General features: G+C 38.7%; 10 protein-coding genes and 3 pseudogenes. All 13 read right to left on the reverse strand.

The window, feature by feature from the left end; genetic code table 11:
• Positions 1-83 precede the first annotated feature (83 nt).
• Positions 84-224: pseudogene (locus BGL89_RS07275) on the reverse strand (DNA (cytosine-5-)-methyltransferase); the annotation flags it as partial.
• A gap of 46 nt (positions 225-270) precedes the next feature.
• Complete coding sequence (locus BGL89_RS07280; protein WP_002789664.1) at positions 271-519, reverse strand: DUF4926 domain-containing protein; 249 nt, start codon at positions 517-519, stop codon at positions 271-273.
• A 2-nt stretch (positions 520-521) separates the two neighbouring features.
• Entirely contained in the window at positions 522-851 is a 330-nt protein-coding gene (locus BGL89_RS07285) for a DUF6883 domain-containing protein (protein ID WP_286825123.1), read from the reverse strand.
• 32 nt (positions 852-883) lie between these two features.
• The gene (locus tag BGL89_RS07290) at positions 884-1108 is read right to left on the reverse strand and encodes a hypothetical protein (RefSeq protein WP_286825124.1); all 225 of its coding nucleotides are present in this window, start codon (positions 1106-1108) and stop codon (positions 884-886) included.
• 36 nt (positions 1109-1144) lie between these two features.
• Positions 1145-1366, reverse strand: a complete 222-nt coding sequence (locus tag BGL89_RS07295; protein ID WP_158201596.1) for a DUF2283 domain-containing protein — start codon at positions 1364-1366, stop codon at positions 1145-1147.
• A 334-nt stretch (positions 1367-1700) separates the two neighbouring features.
• Positions 1701-1910, reverse strand: a complete 210-nt coding sequence (locus BGL89_RS07300) for a DUF6887 family protein (protein WP_149989501.1) — start codon at positions 1908-1910, stop codon at positions 1701-1703.
• Between the two features lie 81 nt (positions 1911-1991).
• Complete coding sequence (locus BGL89_RS07305) at positions 1992-2216, reverse strand: type II toxin-antitoxin system RelE family toxin (protein WP_286825126.1); 225 nt, start codon at positions 2214-2216, stop codon at positions 1992-1994.
• A gap of 136 nt (positions 2217-2352) precedes the next feature.
• Positions 2353-2565, reverse strand: coding sequence for a RelB antitoxin-like protein (locus BGL89_RS07310; RefSeq protein WP_286825127.1), 213 nt, complete (start codon positions 2563-2565; stop codon positions 2353-2355).
• Positions 2559-2759, reverse strand: a complete 201-nt coding sequence (locus BGL89_RS07315) for a hypothetical protein (RefSeq protein WP_286825128.1) — start codon at positions 2757-2759, stop codon at positions 2559-2561. The genes BGL89_RS07310 and BGL89_RS07315 overlap by 7 nt, the downstream gene beginning before the upstream one ends.
• A gap of 202 nt (positions 2760-2961) precedes the next feature.
• Positions 2962-3378: a retropepsin-like aspartic protease gene (locus tag BGL89_RS07320; protein WP_286825129.1), complete on the reverse strand. Its 417-nt coding sequence runs from the start codon at positions 3376-3378 to the stop codon at positions 2962-2964.
• A 419-nt stretch (positions 3379-3797) separates the two neighbouring features.
• Positions 3798-3953 (reverse strand): annotated as a pseudogene (locus BGL89_RS07325) (type II toxin-antitoxin system HicB family antitoxin); the annotation flags it as partial.
• Positions 3953-4165 (reverse strand): type II toxin-antitoxin system HicA family toxin, encoded by a 213-nt coding sequence (locus BGL89_RS07330; protein ID WP_286825130.1) that lies wholly within the window; start codon positions 4163-4165, stop codon positions 3953-3955. The pseudogene BGL89_RS07325 and the gene BGL89_RS07330, both read right to left, overlap by 1 nt.
• A gap of 34 nt (positions 4166-4199) precedes the next feature.
• Positions 4200-4564, reverse strand: a pseudogene (locus BGL89_RS07335) (GUN4 domain-containing protein); the annotation flags it as partial.

Below are 4564 nucleotides of genomic sequence, written 5' to 3' on the forward strand. Positions count from 1 at the left end.
CAATCCTATTTTCTTGCACTAACATCGGACTTTAACAGGTCAAAAGCTTTATTTTAAAAGGGTTTTACCATTATTCAGCAAGCCCTATCTATATCACAGGAAAAAACACAATCAGATGCTAAGTTTTGTTGGCGACAAACTTGTGCAATCGCGACTCGAAACCCTCCCAAACCACAAAAAAGGTCAATAAAACGAATTTTTTTACTATCTTTCAGGAGATTCATCGATAGTTGAGATTGTAGCGATAGGGATATTCTCTTTGATTTTAACTTATTCAACTTTCACTAAAGAGCGGACGGTAAATATTTCATTTGCTTGTAGGGGTTTAATCGCCGAAATTGGCACAGTAACTACTGAAATTGACTCACCGAGAGCGTTAAAAACTTCTAAAATTGCTCCCATTTCGCCATTGCTAGGATGGGGGATTAAATCCACTAATACTGCCACATCTCCCGATTTTAGATTGTCTTCGGGAACATCAAGACAAAGAACCACATGATCGTATAATCTAACATCCATAATTATCTATCCTTTCGGGGCTTGAGAGTAACAAACTGAAAACAGTCGTCAATGTATCGCAGTATCCATATTGTAACCACTGCTAAATTGATTCCGTTAACTCCTTCTAGCATTCCTTCAACTCGATAAAAGATACCGTATTCATTTTTACCATCTTTGATCGCATCTTCTACGGTAATTAGCTGAATAATCGCTTTTTGCAAACTGGCCGCATTATCGAGAATAAATCCTGCTTGTGCTAAAAATTTTGATTTGTCATCTTTGTCTCTGAATACGAGAAGATAACGAGTAAGTTTATCCTCTGAAATAATTGCTTTAGATGGAATTTGCATCGCTCAATCTACTTAGTTTTCTAGCCTTTTCTTCAGCACTCATTATTTTCGAGTTTGCTCTCTAGGGATTCTAGATATGATAACTGCGGTGGATGATTAGCATTCCATGGGAGAGCTTGATCTAATTTTTCTCGAAAAGGCGATCGATTTAACCAGTCTTCGTTTACGGGAGAGCGATCGAGTAAATTTTGATAAAACTCATTAACAACTGCTGTTTTTTCTCCTGTTTCATCGACAATATACTGAATACCTTTCATAATTAAAATTGTTGTGAGATGGACATTAATCGATAACTATATTTGAATCGATGCACGAGAAGATATGGATTTTGCAAGTTCTTGTCTAGCATCTTCCGATAGAGAACAACCAAAATCTAGAATCTCGATTAAAACTAACTGATCGTCCTCGGAATAATGTAATATTGTTTTCCCTTCCTCCTCTGCGTAAGCAATTGGATTATTGTTTAACTCAATTAATAAAGCATCCACATCTGGGCTATAGTGTATCTTTTTCATATCGGGATATCCTACCGGGGTAAAGGGTGATGATTAAGAAAAAAGCACTGAATTCTCGATAAACTACTCGAATCACTAAATTATCATTGAACTTTTTTTGTGCGATTCGCTTGTTGTCTTCAGAGATTTCTATTTTGTCAGGAAATTGTACGGTTTCGAGGATAAATTCAGGAGTGATAAAAATTCCACGAGCGGATAGCAAATTCAATTTGATTCTAGAATGCTCACTAAATCGAACTTCTTTCATTTATCCAACCAATATTATATCGCCAACCTGTAACAGGAATCGAAACCCTATCAATTTTTTCGATAATAATCGCATAACGCACGATTTCTATTCCTCAATTATTTGATTTAATTTTTCCTTGAAAATCGTTTCTATTTCTTTATAGGACATCGTTTGAGGTGCGGGATATTTAAAACTGTCTTTTTTTCGGCTTAATAATACTTCTAGTGCTTCACTAAAAATAGCTTCTTCATTTCGATGTTCCGAAAGATACTGACGGAGTTCTGCGTTAGTCATTTCCGAAGGTGATTTTTTCATAATTCAAAGTTCCAATTTCCCTGTTCATCGATTAAAATGATTAGAAAGCAATTGACAGATAAAGATAGCGGTATCTTTCTATCAAGGAAAAGTTTTGTAAATTTCTCTACGATGTGCAACCCGTTGACAGATGATGGTTTGATTGGGTTTATCAATAGTCAGTCCAATCCTATAATCTCCAACTCTAATTTTATACTTATCTTTATGTCCTTTCATTTTATCAAGATAGCCTAATTCAAAAGGATTGTCGGTTTCTAACTGGTAAAATACGATCAACTCAACGCGAGATTGTATGTCTTTTGGCAAAGAGGTTAATTAGGTAGGTGTTAAAAGTTGTCAGACACCCCCCTTATCAAGGGGAGCAGGGGGGATCGAACCCAAAATCTATCTTCAATTTAATTATAACTACTTACTTAATTCTTTTAAAAATCTCTTGTTGTATTCAACCTTCCACATTTTTATTTTTAAGCAATTCTAAATATTGTAAAGCTTTTTCTTTGTCTAGGATTTGATCATTTTCAACTTCTTCGATGAGTTTTTCCAGTCCGTAATCCTCTAGGATTTCTTCGATTTTGTCAAATTCAGCAATGGGAATCTGAACGGCAATGGGATTTTGATCTTTGTCTAATACATAGCTTTTGTTAATTTCTAGCATTTGTTTCTCTCAATAGGATCATTTTCGCTATTTTTTATCATGTTTTGGGCGGTATTTAACCGAACTAATTTTCTACCACTTTTCGCTTGTCTCTCCCTCCAATCGGCGCAAATCGCCTTTATATCGTAGTTGAAAGACTTGGCGTGTTCTTCTCTAATCTTATGAATTTCTTCGAGTATTTCATCTTCCCACATAGCTCATTATCCCCTTAACTCGTAAGGGGTACAGATTAGCAGTAATTTGTCGCCGAAATCCGCGCATATATTGAGAAGTTTTTTCTGAATTTGAGCATTAGTAATATGTTGACAGTTCCATGTTAACAGATAAAAGTCGCGGACAGGATGCAGGTGATCGGTTACGCTTCGATATCCTTCCTCTCAGCGATCGCAGGGCATTTTAGGATTTAGGGCAGATTTCAAAAACAAGTTGTGAACGATAGAAACAGACATCAAATTCTAGAAAAAAATTCATCCGACCCAGTAGTAAAGGTATATCATCAGACAAGCTCCAGGCAAAAACTAGCCGAACTGGGTTGAAATTACCAATCTGTGCCGAAACCAGTAAACCTCGCGCCTCGATCGAAGCCAAATTACCAGCTAAGATGACAGAGGTTGTCTGCTCTTCCCAAATCGCACCAAGTTGAACTCCAGCGCTGTACGGCAAGACATTAACACTTGCACCCGTGTCTAACAGTGCTGAAAACTCTACCGATCTATCTTGGTATGTGAGAGATACAGGTAGTTGAGGCAAGGCATCGGGGACACCAAACCCATCGAATCCTTCGGTAAAGTTAAATCGTTGGGTATTACGCATTGTGCGTTGCTTGTTCCGAATCTAGCAGTTGAGCAAGTTGCTGCGCCGCTGCGTGTGAATTAAGCGGCGACGAGAGTAAATATGTTGCTCCTGGCTGTAGGCTTGGCTCCTCGTCCTTACTTAGTTCTGCGATCAGAAATTGCATCACCTTCAACTTGTCTGCACGAGGCAGATTTCTCAAAGTAGGGAATAGCTCTGCTATAGTCATCTGGCTTGGAGGATTGCATTACCTTTCCATTTTCTCATAAAGCTATCTATTCACCGCGCAAATTTCTCATAACTGAGCCATTTTCGAGCCAGTATTGTTTCGTTTCACCCAACCTACGAGGCTGAATTTGAGCATTAGTAATATGTTGACAGTTCCATGTTAACAGATAAAAGTCGCGGACAGGATGCAGGTGATCGGTTACGCTTCGATATTCCTCTTGTAAACCATCCAGATGAAATTGAATTGCTTCTTTCATATTTTCTGCGATTTCCTCTAGGGTTTTACCGGTAGTAACACAACCGGGTAAGTCAGGAACATAAGCAGAATAGTTATTTTCAGCTTTTTCGATAATAATCGCGTAACGCATTAGTTATTGTCTCCTTCTTCTAGGTCTTTATTCAATTGAGCTTGTTTGAAAATACTCCGTAAAGTCTTAATCGCTAAATCATCGGATGGCTTACCCGGAACAGTAACTAAACCTGATTTCAGAGAATGTTTGAATTGTCGGTGGCTTCCCCTTGTTCTCGATAAATACCATCCATCTTGTTCTAGTAATCTAATTACATCTCTCACTTTCATGTTATATGTGATTCTTAAAAATTGGCTGTAACCTTTATATGTTACACTTTACAAGTCTCGACGCGAGGGAAGAGACTGCACGAAAACCCCCCCGAGACAACCACAACAGACCTATCCCCCGCCCCGACCGCCGCCCGCCCAATCCTACAGGGAGGTGTCCTAGGGGTGCTTTTAGGTCAAAAGTAACATCAAAGTGGTATATCCAGCTATTATTCACTCGCCAGCCTACTCTATCTCCGAAAGCCTTCCAAACTCTTTGATTATACTCCCGCGTCCCGCCGAGGTCGCGGTAGATTTTCGCCTGCACAGAAAAACCAAAGCGACCGCCACTATATTTAACCCATAATTGGTCAATGGTTCGCAAATCCTCGCAGGGAAAATTATCGATATCGCTCTCCC

It is taken from the genome of Microcystis sp. LSC13-02 (assembly GCA_002282935.1).
GTDB lineage: Bacteria > Cyanobacteriota > Cyanobacteriia > Cyanobacteriales > Microcystaceae > Microcystis.

Coding starts and splice junctions, on each gene's coding strand:
- BGL89_RS07280 (WP_002789664.1), bottom strand. CDS start 519: ATGGATGTTAGATTATACGATCATGTGGTTCTTTGTCTTGATGTTCCC.
- BGL89_RS07285 (WP_286825123.1), bottom strand. CDS start 851: ATGCAAATTCCATCTAAAGCAATTATTTCAGAGGATAAACTTACTCGT.
- BGL89_RS07290 (WP_286825124.1), bottom strand. CDS start 1,108: ATGAAAGGTATTCAGTATATTGTCGATGAAACAGGAGAAAAAACAGCA.
- BGL89_RS07295 (WP_158201596.1), bottom strand. CDS start 1,366: ATGAAAAAGATACACTATAGCCCAGATGTGGATGCTTTATTAATTGAG.
- BGL89_RS07300 (WP_149989501.1), bottom strand. CDS start 1,910: ATGAAAAAATCACCTTCGGAAATGACTAACGCAGAACTCCGTCAGTAT.
- BGL89_RS07310 (WP_286825127.1), bottom strand. CDS start 2,565: ATGCTAGAAATTAACAAAAGCTATGTATTAGACAAAGATCAAAATCCC.
- BGL89_RS07315 (WP_286825128.1), bottom strand. CDS start 2,759: ATGTGGGAAGATGAAATACTCGAAGAAATTCATAAGATTAGAGAAGAA.
- BGL89_RS07320 (WP_286825129.1), bottom strand. CDS start 3,378: ATGCGTAATACCCAACGATTTAACTTTACCGAAGGATTCGATGGGTTT.
- BGL89_RS07330 (WP_286825130.1), bottom strand. CDS start 4,165: ATGAAAGTGAGAGATGTAATTAGATTACTAGAACAAGATGGATGGTAT.